General features: G+C 34.1%; 21 protein-coding genes and 1 tRNA gene. 20 read left to right on the top strand and 2 right to left on the bottom strand.

The window, feature by feature from the left end; genetic code table 11:
• Positions 1-50 precede the first annotated feature (50 nt).
• The 6 genes from BN4220_RS18195 to BN4220_RS18170 are packed head-to-tail and all read left to right on the top strand — an operon-like array spanning position 51 to position 4,304.
• On the top strand, positions 51-1,322 hold the full coding sequence (locus BN4220_RS18195; RefSeq protein WP_066719940.1) for a hypothetical protein: 1,272 nt from the start codon (positions 51-53) through the stop codon (positions 1,320-1,322).
• Positions 1,304-1,639 (top strand): DUF3310 domain-containing protein, encoded by a 336-nt coding sequence (locus tag BN4220_RS18190; protein ID WP_197467956.1) that lies wholly within the window; start codon positions 1,304-1,306, stop codon positions 1,637-1,639. Before BN4220_RS18195 ends, BN4220_RS18190 begins: the two co-directional genes overlap by 19 nt.
• The gene (locus BN4220_RS18185) at positions 1,633-1,935 is read left to right on the top strand and encodes a DUF4406 domain-containing protein (RefSeq protein WP_066719937.1); all 303 of its coding nucleotides are present in this window, start codon (positions 1,633-1,635) and stop codon (positions 1,933-1,935) included. Before BN4220_RS18190 ends, BN4220_RS18185 begins: the two co-directional genes overlap by 7 nt.
• A 25-nt stretch (positions 1,936-1,960) precedes the next feature.
• A complete protein-coding gene (locus BN4220_RS18180; RefSeq protein ID WP_066719935.1) occupies positions 1,961-2,155 on the top strand; it encodes a hypothetical protein in 195 nt (64 codons plus the stop codon).
• A 57-nt stretch (positions 2,156-2,212) separates the two neighbouring features.
• Positions 2,213-3,853, top strand: a complete 1,641-nt coding sequence (locus BN4220_RS18175; RefSeq protein ID WP_066719932.1) for a hypothetical protein — start codon at positions 2,213-2,215, stop codon at positions 3,851-3,853.
• Positions 3,854-3,872: 19 nt separating this feature from the next.
• Positions 3,873-4,304 carry a MarR family transcriptional regulator gene (locus tag BN4220_RS18170; RefSeq protein ID WP_066719930.1) on the top strand — a complete coding sequence of 144 codons (432 nt, stop codon included), beginning with the start codon at positions 3,873-3,875 and terminating at the stop codon, positions 4,302-4,304.
• Positions 4,305-4,457: 153 nt separating this feature from the next.
• Here the strand turns inward: BN4220_RS18170 and BN4220_RS18165 are convergent, their stop codons facing one another.
• Together BN4220_RS18165 and BN4220_RS18160 are read right to left on the bottom strand one after the other, a co-directional pair.
• Positions 4,458-5,783 (bottom strand): IS1380 family transposase, encoded by a 1,326-nt coding sequence (locus BN4220_RS18165; protein ID WP_066719928.1) that lies wholly within the window; start codon positions 5,781-5,783, stop codon positions 4,458-4,460.
• A gap of 736 nt (positions 5,784-6,519) precedes the next feature.
• Complete coding sequence (locus BN4220_RS18160) at positions 6,520-7,377, bottom strand: hypothetical protein (protein ID WP_066719926.1); 858 nt, start codon at positions 7,375-7,377, stop codon at positions 6,520-6,522.
• 229 nt (positions 7,378-7,606) lie between these two features.
• Between BN4220_RS18160 and BN4220_RS20190 the strand changes: the two genes are divergently transcribed.
• The 14 genes from BN4220_RS20190 to BN4220_RS18100 all read left to right on the top strand — a co-directional run bounded on the left by BN4220_RS20190 (position 7,607) and on the right by BN4220_RS18100 (position 14,561).
• Positions 7,607-7,665 (top strand) — tRNA-Met (locus BN4220_RS20190).
• 92 nt (positions 7,666-7,757) lie between these two features.
• Positions 7,758-9,227, top strand: coding sequence for a phage portal protein (locus BN4220_RS18155; RefSeq protein ID WP_066719924.1), 1,470 nt, complete (start codon positions 7,758-7,760; stop codon positions 9,225-9,227).
• Positions 9,220-9,405, top strand: coding sequence for a Com family DNA-binding transcriptional regulator (locus BN4220_RS18150; protein ID WP_066719922.1), 186 nt, complete (start codon positions 9,220-9,222; stop codon positions 9,403-9,405). Before BN4220_RS18155 ends, BN4220_RS18150 begins: the two co-directional genes overlap by 8 nt.
• 86 nt (positions 9,406-9,491) lie before the next feature.
• The gene (locus tag BN4220_RS18145; RefSeq protein WP_066719920.1) at positions 9,492-10,061 is read left to right on the top strand and encodes a hypothetical protein; all 570 of its coding nucleotides are present in this window, start codon (positions 9,492-9,494) and stop codon (positions 10,059-10,061) included.
• Between the two features lie 11 nt (positions 10,062-10,072).
• The gene (locus tag BN4220_RS18140) at positions 10,073-10,402 is read left to right on the top strand and encodes a hypothetical protein (protein ID WP_066719918.1); all 330 of its coding nucleotides are present in this window, start codon (positions 10,073-10,075) and stop codon (positions 10,400-10,402) included.
• A gap of 26 nt (positions 10,403-10,428) precedes the next feature.
• Positions 10,429-11,496, top strand: coding sequence for a major capsid protein (locus BN4220_RS18135; protein ID WP_066719916.1), 1,068 nt, complete (start codon positions 10,429-10,431; stop codon positions 11,494-11,496).
• Positions 11,497-11,509: 13 nt separating this feature from the next.
• Positions 11,510-11,674, top strand: coding sequence for a hypothetical protein (locus BN4220_RS20185; RefSeq protein WP_156476430.1), 165 nt, complete (start codon positions 11,510-11,512; stop codon positions 11,672-11,674).
• A gap of 10 nt (positions 11,675-11,684) precedes the next feature.
• Positions 11,685-12,011 carry a phage head-tail connector protein gene (locus BN4220_RS18130; protein ID WP_066719914.1) on the top strand — a complete coding sequence of 109 codons (327 nt, stop codon included), beginning with the start codon at positions 11,685-11,687 and terminating at the stop codon, positions 12,009-12,011.
• 72 nt (positions 12,012-12,083) lie between these two features.
• Positions 12,084-12,500 carry a hypothetical protein gene (locus BN4220_RS18125; protein WP_066719912.1) on the top strand — a complete coding sequence of 139 codons (417 nt, stop codon included), beginning with the start codon at positions 12,084-12,086 and terminating at the stop codon, positions 12,498-12,500.
• Positions 12,501-12,502: 2 nt separating this feature from the next.
• Positions 12,503-13,000 (top strand): hypothetical protein, encoded by a 498-nt coding sequence (locus tag BN4220_RS18120; protein ID WP_066719910.1) that lies wholly within the window; start codon positions 12,503-12,505, stop codon positions 12,998-13,000.
• Positions 12,997-13,380, top strand: coding sequence for a hypothetical protein (locus tag BN4220_RS18115; protein WP_066719906.1), 384 nt, complete (start codon positions 12,997-12,999; stop codon positions 13,378-13,380). The genes BN4220_RS18120 and BN4220_RS18115 overlap by 4 nt, the downstream gene beginning before the upstream one ends.
• Before the next feature lie 48 nt (positions 13,381-13,428).
• The gene (locus BN4220_RS18110; RefSeq protein ID WP_066719903.1) at positions 13,429-13,830 is read left to right on the top strand and encodes a phage tail tube protein; all 402 of its coding nucleotides are present in this window, start codon (positions 13,429-13,431) and stop codon (positions 13,828-13,830) included.
• Between the two features lie 18 nt (positions 13,831-13,848).
• A complete protein-coding gene (locus BN4220_RS18105; RefSeq protein WP_066719900.1) occupies positions 13,849-14,205 on the top strand; it encodes a hypothetical protein in 357 nt (118 codons plus the stop codon).
• Between the two features lie 23 nt (positions 14,206-14,228).
• Complete coding sequence (locus BN4220_RS18100; protein WP_066719897.1) at positions 14,229-14,561, top strand: hypothetical protein; 333 nt, start codon at positions 14,229-14,231, stop codon at positions 14,559-14,561.
• Positions 14,562-14,614: the final 53 nt, after the last annotated feature.

Genomic DNA, 14,614 nt, shown 5'->3' with positions numbered 1-14,614 from the left:
CAAATCCTTGCCTACGCATTACTTATAAAACATAAAGCAAAGGAGGATACATGGATTTCAAAGAAAAGATTATAGAACTACGACATAATGGACTCTCTTGGAATGAAATAGCAAACTCTCTAGCAGATGAATATCCAGAGTTAACATATCAGCAACGATACGATAAAGCACGTAATGCTTGGAGAAGTGGTAAAAGAGGTAAATCTGATATTGAGACAGATAAGACAGAAAGAGTGCAGCGTAAAGGTTTTGAATGTAAGGCTGACGGTAGCAGAATATTCGAAGATATCCTAACCATTATGGAACATGAGGAAGATATCAATCCAGAAGAAATTATTGAAGCACATAAACTTGATCCAAAACATTGGGATGTACTTAGTTATAAAACAAACTTCTGGCAAGCACAAGAAAAAGGCGGAAAGAAAATGCTGCTTTATCAAAGTAAACTTACTGTTAAGCCAAAGGAAAAGCCAGAGATTACTCTAGATGATATTGATAGATATTTTGAGAATAAAGATTATTCCAAAGATAAGCTGCCTATAGAATGTTTGAATTACGATCCGAATGGTGAAATATTGGAGATTGACCTAGCGGATCCACATATTGGTTTATTGTCATGGAGAAAAGAAACAGGTGACGATTACGATTTAAAAATTGTAAAGCAAAAATTCTTCATGTGCATCAATGACATAGTTGAACGGTGCAAGTACAAAAAACTAAAGAAAGTTGTTTTAGTTGGACTTGGAGATGTTTTGCACGTCGATAACAATAATCAAACAACAACGAATGGAACATTTCAGCAAACAGATGGCCGACTTGAAAAGATAACGGAATGTGCAGAGGACATGCTCATTGATGGTATAACTATCCTCGGAAAATTGGCGCCGGTTGAGTTTGTTCATCTTTGCGGAAATCATGATCGATTAACAGGATACATGCTAGCAAGAAGTGTTCGAAATGCGTTTAAGAATGATAAGAACGTAACGTTTGATATTGCACCGGATCCAATTAAACATAAAGTTTTTGGAGTAGCATTAGTAGTCCTTCATCACGGGGATTTGCCAAAGAAAAACACGAGCGACTTGCCTATTAATTTTGCAAGACATGCTATATCTGATACTAAGTTTACAGAAGTACATTGTGGTCATTACCATACCGAAGAAACAAAAGTAGTAGGCGGTGTTAGAGTTAGATATCTTCCTACGATTGCAGCATCATCCTACTGGGAACACCAGCAGGGATACAAATCAGATAAAGCAATTGTATGTTATCTGTGGAACGAAAAAACTGGATTACGTGATACATGGTACACAATGATTTAAGGGGGACTAATATATCAGAGATTAATCAAACAACAAAATCTATTTTATTAACTAGTGAAAACACATTAGATTTAATGAATATTTGCGAACATGAACCTAACAACATAAATCCAAATCATTACAAAAAGGGCAAAATTGAATGTATTCATGCAATAGAGAGTGCGACAGTTGGTAAGACAGGAATTGAAGCAGTATGCGTTGCAAATGTAATCAAGTATCTTTGGAGATACGAAGAAAAGAACGGACTTGAAGATGTGAAAAAGGCGCAATGGTATTTGAACAAGCTAATTGAAACATTGGAGGAAGAGCAATGTTAATCTATATTTCTCACCCATATGGTGGAATGGAAAGCAATAGAATAAGCGTTGAAAACATTATTACTGAGTTATCGGAAAAGCACCCTGAAAACACATATATTTCACCTATACATTGTTTTGGATTTATGTATGATACGGTTTCATATGAAAATGGCTTAGAAATGTGCTTAAACTTACTGGAAAGATGTGATAAGATGCTAGTTTTCGGTGATTGGAAGAAAAGCAGAGGATGCACCGCCGAAGTTTTATATGCTGAAAATTTGATGCTACCGTATGAGGTAGTTGGTAATTTCTAATTTTAATATAATTTTAGGAGGAAAAATGCTTGATTGCAATATTTGTATCAATATTAACTTAAAGGAAGAAGAACAAGTTAATAAGACAAACCCTCATATCTGTAAGCATTATGGAAAACGACTTTATCATAGAACTTCTAAAAAAGTTCATTCTAGTTATTTATACCCTTGTGTAGAGTGTGAAACAGAAGGATATATAAACTATAGAGAAGAATGTTAGAATAAATGTATTTTTTAGAGCGCCATAGAGCGCCATTCGCAAAGGAGAGTGGCGCAAGTGGTATCAGAAAAGAACCAAAAACTTATTAAGCTGTTGCATAAAAATGATGTATGGGATTATCAAAATCTTGATTATCTCATAAATACTGCAATTAATATAATAAATTGTAATGAAGATATAGATGTTGCAATAGAAGAAGCAAAGTTTGTACGAGATAAGGCAAGTAGACTTTCAAGAAAAGATTTTCGTGCAAAGGATTTATACTACAGAGCATTATTACTGTTAGCTCCATATGATTTTGAATCTTATTTAATCTACATGGAGAAAGATAGAGCACCGGAGAAAAGATTCTATCTGCCAAGAAGATATACATTAAAGGTTGTTGTGCAAGACTTGCAGGACCTTGAAGATGGGAAACTTGATTTTTATGGATTGTCTATGCCTCCACGAGTTGGTAAAAGTACGATATGTATTTTCTTTATATCTTGGATTATGGGGAAAAGACCAAATTGTCATAATGCAATGAGTGGTCACAGTGGTATTCTTGCAGATGGGTTTTATAGTGAGTGTTTAACCATTATAAATTCACAGGAATATCATTTTGCAGATATTTTTCCAGGGGTTAAACTTGAATCAAAATCCGCAGAAAAAAAAGAAATTAATCTTGATAAACCAGATAGATTCTCAACATTAACTTGTCGCGGTATTGATGGAACATGGACAGGTGCAGTTGATATAAGCAATGATGGGTATTTGTATGTCGATGACTTGGTAAGAGACAGAACTGAATCACTAAATCCTACAAGGCTAGAAGGAAGATATCAAGATTATCTAAACGTATTGGTTGACCGTAAGAATGATGGTTCAAGGGAATTGATGGTAGGTACAAGATGGAACGTATTGGATCCATTGGGTAAGGTTGAGAATCAATACAAAGATAATCCAAGATACAGATTTAGAAAAATTCCTGCACTTAATGAAAATGGAGAATCAAATTTTGATTATCTTTATGGCAAAGGATTCTCAACAGAGTATTTCTTAAACCTAAAGGAGCGTCTTGATAAGAATGAGTGGGAAGCAAAGTATCAACAAAAACCATTTGTTCGTGAAGGGTTATTATTCCCAGAGAGTGAACTTAATACTTATAATGGCATTCTTCCAGAATACGGGCTTGTCAGGATAATTGCTGTGGGTGACGTTGCTTGGGGTGGTGGAGATAGTTTCTCAATGCCTTTCGGTTATGTGTATAATGACGGTAAAGTTTTTATACACGATTGGATGTTCAATAAGGGTGACAAAGATATTACTTATCCAATTGTAGTTGGAAAGACACTCCATCATAAGCCACATCAAGAACACTTTGAGGCTAACAATGGTGGTGATGTGTACGCTGATGAAGTTGACAGAAGATTACGTGAGGCAGGATTTAAAACAAACATAACTAGCAAGAAAGCTGATAATCAAGTTAGCAAACTTGCAAAGATAATTCAGTATGCTCCAGACATAAAAAAGAATTTTTATTTCTTAGATGAGAAGCATAGGGATCAAGAATATCAAGATGCAATGGACGAACTTACTATGTTTGTGCAAATAGGTAAAAACGAACACGATGATGCCCCTGATAGCTTAGCACAATTACAAAAGTTTATAGATGGTGGTGTCATTGCTAAAATAGAGGTCATGAAAAGACCATGTTAGAAAAACTGGAGGGGATAAAATGATAACAAAAGAATACCTAGCAAATTATACGTATTTAAAAGAAATAATTGAACGTGATAAAAAGAAGCTAGAGAAACTAAAGACTAATCCACCAGTTAACGAGGTGGGCAAAGTGTATGGTTCGTCAAAAAGTTTTCCTTATTTGCCTAGAGGATTTTATGTTTCAGAACCAAATATAAGAGATAATAAAGAATGGAAAGCGAAGGTACGTGTACTAGAGGTACAGCTTCAATCTGAAATACAATTGCTTGAACAAATGAAATGTGAGATTGATATGCTTATTGCAAACATTACGAATCCAAGAGATAAACTTGTATTTGAATACTTATATCATGATGGCATGACTCAGCAACAAGTGGCAAAGAAAATGTACATGGATAGAAGTAATGTATCAAAAATAATAAATAAATATCCTGAATTATTCACCTAAGTGAATAGCAAAGTTAATTTACTAATTTTTATATCAGCCCATTGTATTTGCATTTGTTTTTATGAATTTACTTTTTTTAACAGTAAAAAAGAAAGGAATTTAACTAAGGTATTAATAATCTCTTTTTTTAACTGTCAATGTACAACTCACTATCTACTCTAATAACCTTTGTAATGGTCTTAGTGAATGGATTTTTGATAAAACTTCATTAAACTCATTTTTATAAGGGCAACTACTGCATAACTTAAAGATTAGATAACGTGATTTCTTCGTTAGCCTTGCTGCTATTTTTATAAGTTTTAAACGAATTGTATCAACTTGAAGATGTCTCATCTTCTTTGGTAAAACCATTCGACGAAACCAATTGAATATGTTATATGTTAACATATTGATTTGGAGTCGATTTTGATTAATTATGAAATCATGATTTGGCATAGCATTCATATGAAAGCCTAGTTTTGCTTCTTTAATCATGTTTTCCATAGTCCCTCGATTACAATAAAAACGTAAAATATCCTGGGCAGGAAGCTCCATATTTGTAACGATAAATGTATAATTAGCTACCATTACTCCATATGGTTTTTCAATCTTGCAAACAATTCTACGAGGATATGCCCAGCTATCAGCGGCATACATGAATTCAGTATAAGTGCAAGCGTAATCAACAAGATTATTGTTTAATGATTCCATAAAATCATAAACATCACCTTCCATCTTACGTAAGCGTGCTGATTCCTTCATACGAATAGCAAAACTCACACCATTGGTCTCTAACTTTTCATAAAGCATAACGTCTGCGAAACCACTATCACCTCTTAAGAATAGTTGAGTATCTGGATAATTATCCATATATTCCAATAGGAGAGGATACAAAAAATTATGTGCGTCCTTTGAAGTGTAAGTATTTCCTGGTCTTAACTCAGCCTTTAATAAATCCTTAGTTAACCCATCAAATACTAATAATGGATGATATCCAACGTTTTGATAATGAGTATTATAGCTACTACCTTCTTGCGAACCATAAGTAGTAAATGAAGTAGAGTCGACATCAAGAATGATCTGTTGTGGTTGTTCATAAGAATAAATTTTCTCACGTAATAGTTGATGAAGAACATCCATCTGCATAATACATGTGTCATCAAGACGATTCATAAATCGGCTTATTGTAGGTTGAGACGCCAATCTTTCTTTAGAAAGAATTTGAGTAAATATAGGATCAAAAGCTAATTCATCTGCATCATCATCTTGAAAATACCCAGCGATGTTTTGAAAGATACGTTGCATGAGGATGGATGAATCAGAATGAACACGCAGTTTTGTATCAGTACTAAAATTTTCAGCAATGATAGAAGGAATATTTAGTTTATTTATATACTCATAGAGTAAAAGTAATCCAGAATCGGAGGAAAGTTCTCCTCCATTAAAATTTATTTTAATACGGTTATTGCAATCTAAGTGTAAATCCTGTAAACTAGACATATGAGGTTTCTCCTTTGTTTGAGTTTTGGGTCGCACTTAAATTTTAACAAAGAAGAGACCTTTTTTCTATATCTAGGTTTCACTTTTTAAGTGAAAGTAATAAATGTATGAAACTCAGTAATTATAAGGTATTGCATCATGCTGACAAGGTCAGCATGAATAATTCAGGAATATATATCATCATAATCTAGGATATAGAAAAATAATAATAGAGGAACCCTATATTTAAAAACTAAGGTTCCTCTATTCATTAGTTATCTATTATATCTAAACTCTTAAAATAATATTTTTTTGATAACGGGAATACTGTATACTCAATGTTAATATAATCATCAGATACGTTAACTAAATCAAATGTCAGTTTATCACAATATAATCGAATATAATCCGGACTATTTCGTTCTTGAAAAATTATATAATAATTTTTATCGAATTTTTTATCAACTAGTTTAGCTGCAGGAATGCTACTAGTCTTAGTTAGCAATAAACAGATTAACAATGCGATAGCTACTGATGAATAAATGAATACTTTTTTTCTCGATTGTTTTTTGGAGTCATAAATAATTTTCAAAAAGTAGATTATAACAATAAATACAATTATGTACAATATGGCTATTAAATTGCTACTAAGAGTAACGTAACATTTTAATAGTAAAAGTTGGATTGTAATTAATAAGAAATATATTATATTATAAAAGTTTCTATTCATATTTATTCTTAACCCTAACTTTTTTAATTATTTAGTATAATATATAATTGTTGATGATTTAGTTGTTTTAGAAGAAATAAAGCTATCGTTAATAGAAATTGATACTGTTCCAACGTTAAAAGCTGTACCAAAAGGTAAATTACTGTATGCATACTCTGTATTAATTGTTGTTGCGTTTTGAGTATATGTACTGTTAACCTTTTTAGAATATATATTTGAAGTTCTTGGTAAAAGTTCATAAATAGCATGTCCATCTTCTAAGTAATGAAATTCTGGTCTTTTTGCCTTCCATCCCAAACCACCTTGAACTGATTCCGTTGGTGTTGAAATTTGTGAATTATTACTAGTAGTACCATTAGAATGCTTATAAGTATTCCAAGAAGTGAATGAGCCACTGTTATACGTAAAAACACTACTATCCCAGTTTGTAGCAACCAAATCAGTGTAGAGTGAAGAATGTGTGCCATTGTACCCTTCATTATGATAGTTTACATTTACATAGCACTTCGTAATTAATGAATTTGACGTACTAACTGTTTCTAAATAGGTTGCCTGAGTTAAATAGATAGTATCAGGTGTAATTACGCCATAAGAATCTGTTCCATCATCATTTATAACACTTCCATCATTTAAAACTATCATTGAGCCTGAGTAAACAATATTATTGTTTTTGGTATATAACCTATCATACAACATTCTAAGTGGTTCTATGTTTTCATAAGAATCGAGAATATAAGATGGTGTTCCTATATCACGTAAATACGCTTTCATTTCTTCCATTGACTTATTATTTGTATTAGCTTTTGCTACAAATGTACCTGGTATAAGCATTGTTACACATAATGCTAAAGTTACTATTGATTTTATTAGTTTTTTAAACTTCATAATTATCAAATCACCCTTTCATTAGTTTGCAACGTTGCAATTATATTATATCTTAAAGGGAAAAATATACAATAGGACATAATTACCATAAAGTTACAAAAAAGAACATTAAAATACAACACTTATAAATTAAAATTAAATATTTTTAAATATGAACTTTCACATGATTCACAAATATGTATGTTATAATTGTATCATAGGAAATAGTGTATAAACACTAGTATTAAAAAAGGCAGTTCGGAAGCTCGCCAGTTTCATAAACTGGAGGTCGCAGGTTCAAATCCTGTCCACGCAATGACTTTTCCCCCTTAAAAATAATATTGTAAGAAAGCATCGATAATTATTGTCGGTGCTTTTTTCGTGCAGAAAAAGGTGATTATATGGATTTTGAAAAAAATAGAATATCGTTTATAGATGTTTGCAGAGGAAACTTTGGTCGAAAAATTATCTATAGTTCTGCCGAGCAAATTAATGCTGACAATATAGTCGAAGAACTGGGGAAAGCACTGGCTATACATTGGCAGAATCGAAGAGAAATAAATTACTTGGACCGATATTACAGAGGTGATCAACCGATTCTGTATCGACAAAAAGTTGTAAGACCTGAGATTAACAACCGTACTGTGGAGAATCATGCTCTAGAAATAGTAAGATTCATGACAGCACAGAATTTCGGTGAGCCGGTGCAATATGTGAGCCGCAAAGACGATGAGAATATAACAAAGATGGTAGATGATTTAAATGATTTAATGTCGACCATTGATAAATCCGCATACGACATTGAATTAGGTGAGTGGCAATCTATTTGCGGTACCGCTTACCGATTTGTTTGGGTGGAAGGTGTGGATGATACTCCATTTGAAATTAACACACTAAATCCAAAGGATGTTTTCATTGTTTATTCTAGTCGCAATGGAAATAAACCTTTGATGTCAGTACAACAGATTCGAACAACTGAAGGTAGAAATCGATATATTTGTTACACAGATAAATGGTATTATGAAATTGAAAATTCTAAAATCGATATTACAAAAACAAAGGTAAATGGTTTCTTTAAAATTCCAGTAATTGAATATCCAAATAATTCGAGACGATTAAGTGATATTGAAATAGTGATTAGTATGCTAGATACACTCAATAAAATACAAGCTAATAGAATCGATGGTATAGAACAATTTGTTCAAGCATTTATGAAGTTTGTTAACTGTGATATTGATGAAAATAAGTTCTTGGAAATGTGCCAGCTAGGTGCTATTAAAGTCAAAGCTCAACAGGGAGTACAAGCTGATGTGAGTATGATAACTAGTGAACTTAAACAAGATCAAACGCAGATAGCCAAAGATGACGTGTATAAAAACATACTGATTATTGAGGGGATGCCAAATCGAGAGCAAAACACTGGTGGAGATACTGGTCAAGCCGTATATCTTCGTAATGGATGGGATTTTGCAGAGCAGAGGGCAAAATTGGATGAACCTATTTTTGTTCGTTCGGAAAAGCAATTCCTTCGTATTGCATTATATACATTAAACACGTTGGGAAGCTCATCCATTAAGCTTAAACTTCAAGATATTGATGTGAAAGTAACTCGAAACAAAACTGATAACATGCTAGTAAAAGCACAAGCGTTGATTTATCTACTTGAAAAAGGAATTCATCCAAAGATTGCTATTAAAACTTGTGACTTATGGGGCGATCCAGAAAAAGTATACGTACAGTCTAAGGAATATTTAGATGCAAAATATAAAACGGATGCAGAACTTAAAGCTGAAAGCGAAGAGCAATTCAATAGAGAACTACAAATGAGTAAAACAAATTCTACAACGGAAGGTGGTGGAAATATTGATTGACTTTCGTTGCAAAAAATGCGATAGAAAATTAGCTGAGACAGATGGTAATACATCAATCAAATGTCCAAGATGTGGAAACATAAACGTGCTAAACATTAAGACTAAAGAGATTAAAACAACACCATGTAAGAAAATTGAGCCAGAGCGAAAAACTAGTAGCGGAAAACGTTTTTATTGACGCTCTTTTATTATGCAGTCATGCGGTAAATGGCAAGCCAATGTTGAGCGAACAACGTAAAAAAGTGTGGGTAGAAAGGATATATTATGACACGTGAACAAGCCAAGAAAAATTTAATTGCTTTCGGAATAGAGGCACCTACAGAAGAACAAATCACAAACTATTTAAATCAGGTAAAAACTGAAGTGGATCCGTTTCGTGATAAAGCGAATAAAACAGATGAATTACAAACTGAACTTGACAAGTTAAATCAGCAAGGTATGACGGAGCTAGAGAAGGCGAATAAAGCTATCGAAGATTCAAATAAAATTATTGCAGAGTTAACAAAGCAGGTTAATAAATCAGAGGTAAAAGCTATTTTCGGTGGAGCAGGGCTTACCGAAGATGATTACAAGGATCTAATTGACGGAATTGTAAGTGACGATTTAGAAACATCAAAATCATTAGCTTCTAATTTTGTAACTATCCTCAATAAGCAGAAGGAAGTTACAGAATCAAAAGTTAAAGAAGGTTTATTAAAGGAAACTCCAGGTGGTAGCGGAAAAAGTGATGATGGAAACAGCGATTTAAAGACCGAAGCAGAAAAAATTGCTGAAACATTAGGAAAATCTATGGCTAACGCAGACGTACAAAAAGGAATTGAAAATTATCTATAGGAGGTATGAAAATGAAATATAAAAGTACAGCATATGATTCTCAACCTGAGATTTTAAAAAGAAGACTAGGTGGTGAACTATTTACACCAATCACTCTAGATGATACAGCATTTACAAATAATATCTGTAAAGCAGGCAACCCAATTACTGCAACCGGAACCATTGATAATGCAGGGGCTACAGCTATCGGGATTTTATTAAGTGATGTCACAAAGGACAACCCAAATGGAACACTCATCAGAGCATTTGCTTGTGTAAATACAGCTAATTGTAATAAAAATGCTGGAATTACGATTGCAGAAGAAGTAAAAGCAGCATTGCCACTCATTGTATTTGATTAATTATTTGGAAAGAGAGGTAATACAGAATGAATATTAGAGATGCGTATAGCGCAAAAGCAATTGCTATTAATCATAAAGAAGTTGCAAGTAATAAAATCCCTTACTTGGGAGCAACCCTTTTCCCAGCTAAAAAGAAAAATGGTTTGGATTTAAAATGGATTAAGACAAGTAAAGGGTTACCAGTATCGTTAGCTCCTTCTAATTTCGATGCAGTGTCTACAATTAGGAGTCGTTCTGGATTCAAGATGGAAGAAACAGAGATGGCATTCTTTCGTGAATCTATGATTGTAAAAGAAGCCGATGAGCAGGAAATTATGAGAGTACAAGACACATCTGATCCATACGCAACTGAAGTGTTGTCAAGAATTTACGATGATGCAAACACCTTAATTGAAGCAGCAGATGTTGTACCAGAGCGTATGAGAATGCAGTTACTTGCACCATTAGATGGGAGTCCTAAGATTTCTATTCAGGCAGATGGAGTAACGTATGCTTATAATTATGATCCAGATGGAATTTATAAGGCTAGCAACTTTTTAGAAATTTCAACGTCAGCCGATAAGTGGGATGCAGTAACTACATCTGATCCAATGAGAGACGTTTCAAGTGCTATTGATTCTGTAGAGGAATTAACAGGAACTCGCCCAGCATATATGCTTGTGTCAAAAAAGACAATGGGGTATTTAAAGCAAAATACTAAAATTAGAAATTATATTCTAGCTCAAAACACAACCGCAACAGTGATTGTGACAGATGCAAGGGTTAAAGAAATATTCCAATCTGAACTTGGAATCAGTATTATTGTTTACGCGAAACAATATAAGGATGAATCAGGAATTGCACAGAGATTTTACCCAGATGGATTTGCAACATTGCTTCCAGATGGTGCATTAGGAAATACATGGTATGGAACAACACCAGAAGAAAGAACTCTTGCAGGAAATGGAGAGGCAGACGTATCCATTGTTAATACTGGCGTAGCCATTGCTGTTACAACAACTAACGACCCTGTTCACACTAAGACTACAGCGTCTGAAATCACTTTGCCATCATATGAAAGAATGGATGAAACATTTGTAATTAAGTGTTATTAGGAGGTGTACCTTTATGAAATATGATCATGCTATTAAATACAATGGTGTTATCTATCCCACTGGTGCAGAGGTGCCGGTGGAAGAGATAAAAGAAGTTAATAATCAGGAAGAAGATCACCAAGTTGAAAAAACTGAATCTTCAGAGGGTGAAAAAGTAAAAGAACCTAAAAAGAAATAAGGTGATGGCGATGGCAGACAATGAAAAGCTAAGATTGTTAGTAGGTATGAAAGCAGACGATTCTAGTCAAGATAGTCTGCTTTCGCTATTTTGGAGTCAGGCTGAGCGAAAAGTGATTAAAGCAAGATATCCTTACGGGCACGATGAACAACAAAGAGAAAAAGCATTATCGCAGTATGCTGATAACATAGAGCAAATATACATTTATCTATTTAACAAGCAAGGAGCAGAGGGAGAAACATCTCATAACGAGAATGGAGTAAGCCGAACATATGAAAATGCAGGTATCCCGTCAAGCTATTTGGCGGATATTGTTCCGTGTGTAGGTGTGTTATAGAAAAGATGGAAACGTGACCTTGTGTCGCAAGGGTAATGTCATGAGAAAAACGTCAAGGGGTGGGGTGACATCATGAGAGATTTAAAGAGAAATCAAAAAAAAATTTACTATACATTATATCGAGAGTCCGTTCCTGGTTATGAGGTAGATGAAAACGGAGACATCATCTATGTAGAAATTGATGGAGTAAAGGTCCCTGTTGAAACAGGAGAAACGACATCAGGATATACAGAGGTAAGAGAATTTGATGTTAATGTATCTGCATCTAAAGGTGAAACTGAAAACAATGTCTTTGGTAAAAGCCTTGATTATGACAAGGTATTATTAACACATGATACAATGTGTGAAATTGATGAGTTTTCACGATTATGGATTGATACAAAACCGATTATAGGGGTTGGTGGAGAAACCAATTCTGAACCGGAATACACAGTTAAGCGAGTGGCTAAAAGTCTTAATCATATCATGTACGCTGTTAAGAAGGTGTAGTTATGTCGAAGAAGATTAGCTTTGGGTTATCAGTATTTGAAGTACGCAATGCAATAAAAGAAGTCAAGAAGTACAAAGAGGACTTAAATTATAAATGCAAGAAGTTTGCTGAAAGATTAGCTGAAGAAGGGGTTGCTCTTGCCCGTGTTAAAGTGTCTGAGAAAGATGCAATCTATACCGGTGAGCTATTATCTAGCATAAAGGCAGAGTATGGCGGTTCTTCCCCAGAAGGTGCAACTTGGTATATTTATACTGACTGTGATTGGGCTGTGTACGTAGAGTTTGGAACAGGAGTTATCGGAAGTCAGTCTCCACATCCAGATACTTCATTAGTTAATTGGAAATATGATGTTAATTCTCATGGAGAAAGTGGATGGTATTACTTTAAAGATGGTGAATGGTATTGGACTAAAGGAATGCCTAGTAGGCCTTTTATGTATGAAACAGGAAGAGATCTTGAACAAGTAATACAAAAGGTAGCAAAGGAGGTATTTAATTGATAGATAAAAGTTCTATTATTTTTACTAAAGTTAAATATGCAGTAGCTTCACTTTGCTCTAGTGCCAGTACTACGTATCAAGATACTCCGCCAAATTTTCCACATTTGTTTTTTAACCAGTTGGATAATCCTAGTACAGCAGAAGATATGGATAATAACGAGAATGCGGTTATACCGATGATTGAAATTACAACTTATACAAAAGGTGATTCGTCATTTAATGATGGTAAGAAAATTCATAATCTAAGTGATGCTAGTATGAGATCAATGGGGTTCAAAAGAACATTTGGACCTCAGCAAGTAACAAATATAAGTGATAAAACGATATGCCGAATAATTGCAAGATATACAAGGGTTATCGGCAATTCCGATACTTTTTAAGACAGAGCCAATTATGGCTCTATTTTTTATGTAAGGAGGTATTTATACATGGCAGAAAATACAATTGGAACAGTTCTTAAATGTGGTACAGCAGAAGCATCTTTAACAAAAATGTGTCCTATTAAAGACTTTCCGGATTTAGGTGGTCCACCAGAAATGATTGATACAACAACATTAGATGACCCAATGGAAACGAATATCCCAGGTGTGCAGAGCGCAGGCGCTATGGAGTTTACAGCAAATTATACTGATACAGATTATGATGCTGTTGCTGCAACTGCTGGGAAGGAACAGTTTTACGCCTTAGAATTTGCAAGTGGAACTAAGTTTGCATGGAAAGGCCAGCATACAGTTTATGCAACTGGTGCTGGTGTTAATGGTGTTAAAGAAATGAAGATTGTCATTGCTAGATCTACTGCGATTACAAGAACTAAAAAAACAGGAGCGTAAGAAAAGGAGAGAAGTTCTATGAAACTCAACGGAAATGAATACAAAGTGCCAGTTATAAAATCATTTATGGATGCGCAAAAGCTAGAAGATCAAGGAATTAAAATTTTAGCTTTAATAGAGCGCTCATTTTTTGACCCTGAAAAGTTGGCTACAAGCGTTGTTAAAGGGATTAGTTTTTACACAGGATTACCTTTTGATGAAGCATTAAATGAAATCGATGCTCACATTAATAACGGTGGTTCTATTTATGAACTACTCGATGCGTTAATTGAGGATATTAACAGTATGGAGAAGATAGGTGCCTTAGAGGGTTTTTCCAAGGGAGCGAAAGCTCCGAAAGTACCTCAAGATCGCAAGAAAGCAACCAAACAGTAATTGATCTGAATAAATATGAGGGTATGAGGGACTTAATCAATAAAGTATGGCTTCCACAAGCTCTTAGTATTGATATTGATTATACTGTTTTTTGGACGCTGAGTCCTAAGAAGTTAGAGCCCTTTTTAGAATCTCATAAAATGAAGCAAACTCAACAAAACAAACTAGCATGGTTAAATGGAATATATGTAAACCACGCTATTAGCGCAGCATTTTCTAAAAACCACAAATATCCAAGTGAACCACTAGAGATTTTTGGAAATGACAATAGCAAGCTATCTGATGAGGATAGATTTGCTATGTGGGCTAGTGTTGCAAATACGGAGTTTGAAAATAAATTGAACGGGGAACTTTAACCTCGTTCTTTACATATTAGAGCACCCAGAGTGCCATTTACAACTTTTAAATT

It is taken from the genome of Clostridium sp. Marseille-P299, assembly GCF_900078195.1.
GTDB lineage: Bacteria > Bacillota > Clostridia > Lachnospirales > Lachnospiraceae > Lachnoclostridium.
Note: the sequence above shows the minus strand (reverse complement) of the source record. Positions and strands in the feature narration are given on the sequence as shown.